Here is a 1,461-nt window from a genome sequence, read left to right on the forward strand (position 1 = left end):
GGACGAGAGCTCCGCTCGTGCAACGAACCTGCACGGAAGCTCCGCTCGTCCGGCGCAGTGCACTCCCGCGGAGACTGAGCGAGAACTGCTTTCGTCCCAGGTGGGTGGACGAGCGCCCCGTTCGTGCAGGGCTGCGTTCAGTGGGTGGCTGCGTTCAGTGCAAGCGATGCGGGGACGCGACGACCGTGGGCAGCGGTCGGCGGGCGGACTCGGCGCGGGCGTCGCGGAGGCGAGCCAGGACGTCGGCCCGTCGGGTGGTGAGGTGGGACGGGAGGCTGCGCAGCACCGGTACACCGGCTGCGACCAGTGCGTTGTGCCGCTCGAGGGTCCGTTCGTGGTCGTCCGGCGAGAGGTGGAACTCGCGCGAGTCGATCTCCCACGCCAGTCCGACGTCGGCGAACCACAGATCGACGCAGGCCAGGAACGTGCCGTCCGGCCGGTAGAGCCAGGCGTTGCACATCGGCTCCGCGATACCGGCCCCGCGCAGCAGGTCGACCACCGCGGCCTCGGCCGCGGAGCGCGCACCCGCCGAGACCTCGGCGAGTATCTGCCGAGGCAGCGCACTTCCCCGCTGTGAACCTGCGGCGAGCTCGGCGGCGAGTTCGGCGACGCCGCAGCGTCCGGTCTGAACGGCCTCCGCGATCGTCGCGCGCACCTGGTCACGCAGCCGCAGCCGACGGCAGGCGTCGAGGACGGCGCGCGCGGGCGGGGCGAGCGGCCACCGCCCGGAGTCCGCCCGCGGGAGCCGCTCGGTCCGTTCCAGGAGGCTGATGCCGTGGCCGGTGCGACGCGAGGTCGTCGGGACGAGCAGGTGCACCGGTCCGGACGGCTGCGGCATCCGGCTCATCCCGTGCAGTTGGAGTGCGTCGAGGCCGGTGATCACTGAGCTCTGCCCGGCGTGCAGCAGTGCGGCGCGGCGGCGGTCGGCCCGCGTCGGAGGCGCGTTGTTGAGCTTGACGACCGAGGGCATCAGCCACATCCACGGCCCGCCGGCGCGACACCTGTGCGCGATCGTGCTGCGCGGGACCCCGAGTGCGATCAGCGCGGCCACCGGCACGACGGTGGATCCGCACAGGGCGCTGTACTCGTCGGCGGCCAGAGAACGGGACATGCGAACAGCCTGCGGGCCCGACGTCGGGACGACCGGATCCACTTGCGATCTGTGGATACGCGCACCGCGTTGTGGACAACCACCCGTGCGTCCTCGCCGCGCCGGCCGAACCGCCCGACACCGGCCCGACCTCGCGGATCCGCCCCGCCACGGTCGACCGCGCCCCACCGGGACCGCCGCGCCCCACCGGGACCGCGCCGCGCCGGGACCGCGCCGCGCGCGCCGGCACCGCAAGGGTGGCGCCGAGACCGTGCGGCGAACCCACGCCGATCGAGGTACCCCGTGCACCAGCTCCCCCGGGAACGCGAACGCTGCTTTCGTCCAGCTCCGCTGCACGAGAGCTGCTCTGG

General features: G+C 73.6%; 1 protein-coding gene. It reads right to left on the reverse strand.

Features of this window, described 5'->3' with window-relative positions; translation table 11 throughout:
* Window positions 1-154: 154 nt before the first annotated feature.
* Window positions 155-1,111, reverse strand: a complete 957-nt coding sequence (locus I4I78_RS32345) for a hypothetical protein (protein WP_218615307.1) — start codon at window positions 1,109-1,111, stop codon at window positions 155-157.
* Between the last annotated feature and the right edge of the window lie 350 nt (window positions 1,112-1,461).

It is taken from the genome of Pseudonocardia sp. KRD291 (assembly GCF_019263595.1).
In the GTDB taxonomy this organism is placed as follows: domain Bacteria; phylum Actinomycetota; class Actinomycetes; order Mycobacteriales; family Pseudonocardiaceae; genus Pseudonocardia.

Coding starts and splice junctions, on each gene's coding strand:
- I4I78_RS32345 (WP_218615307.1), bottom strand. CDS start 1,111: ATGTCCCGTTCTCTGGCCGCCGACGAGTACAGCGCCCTGTGCGGATCC.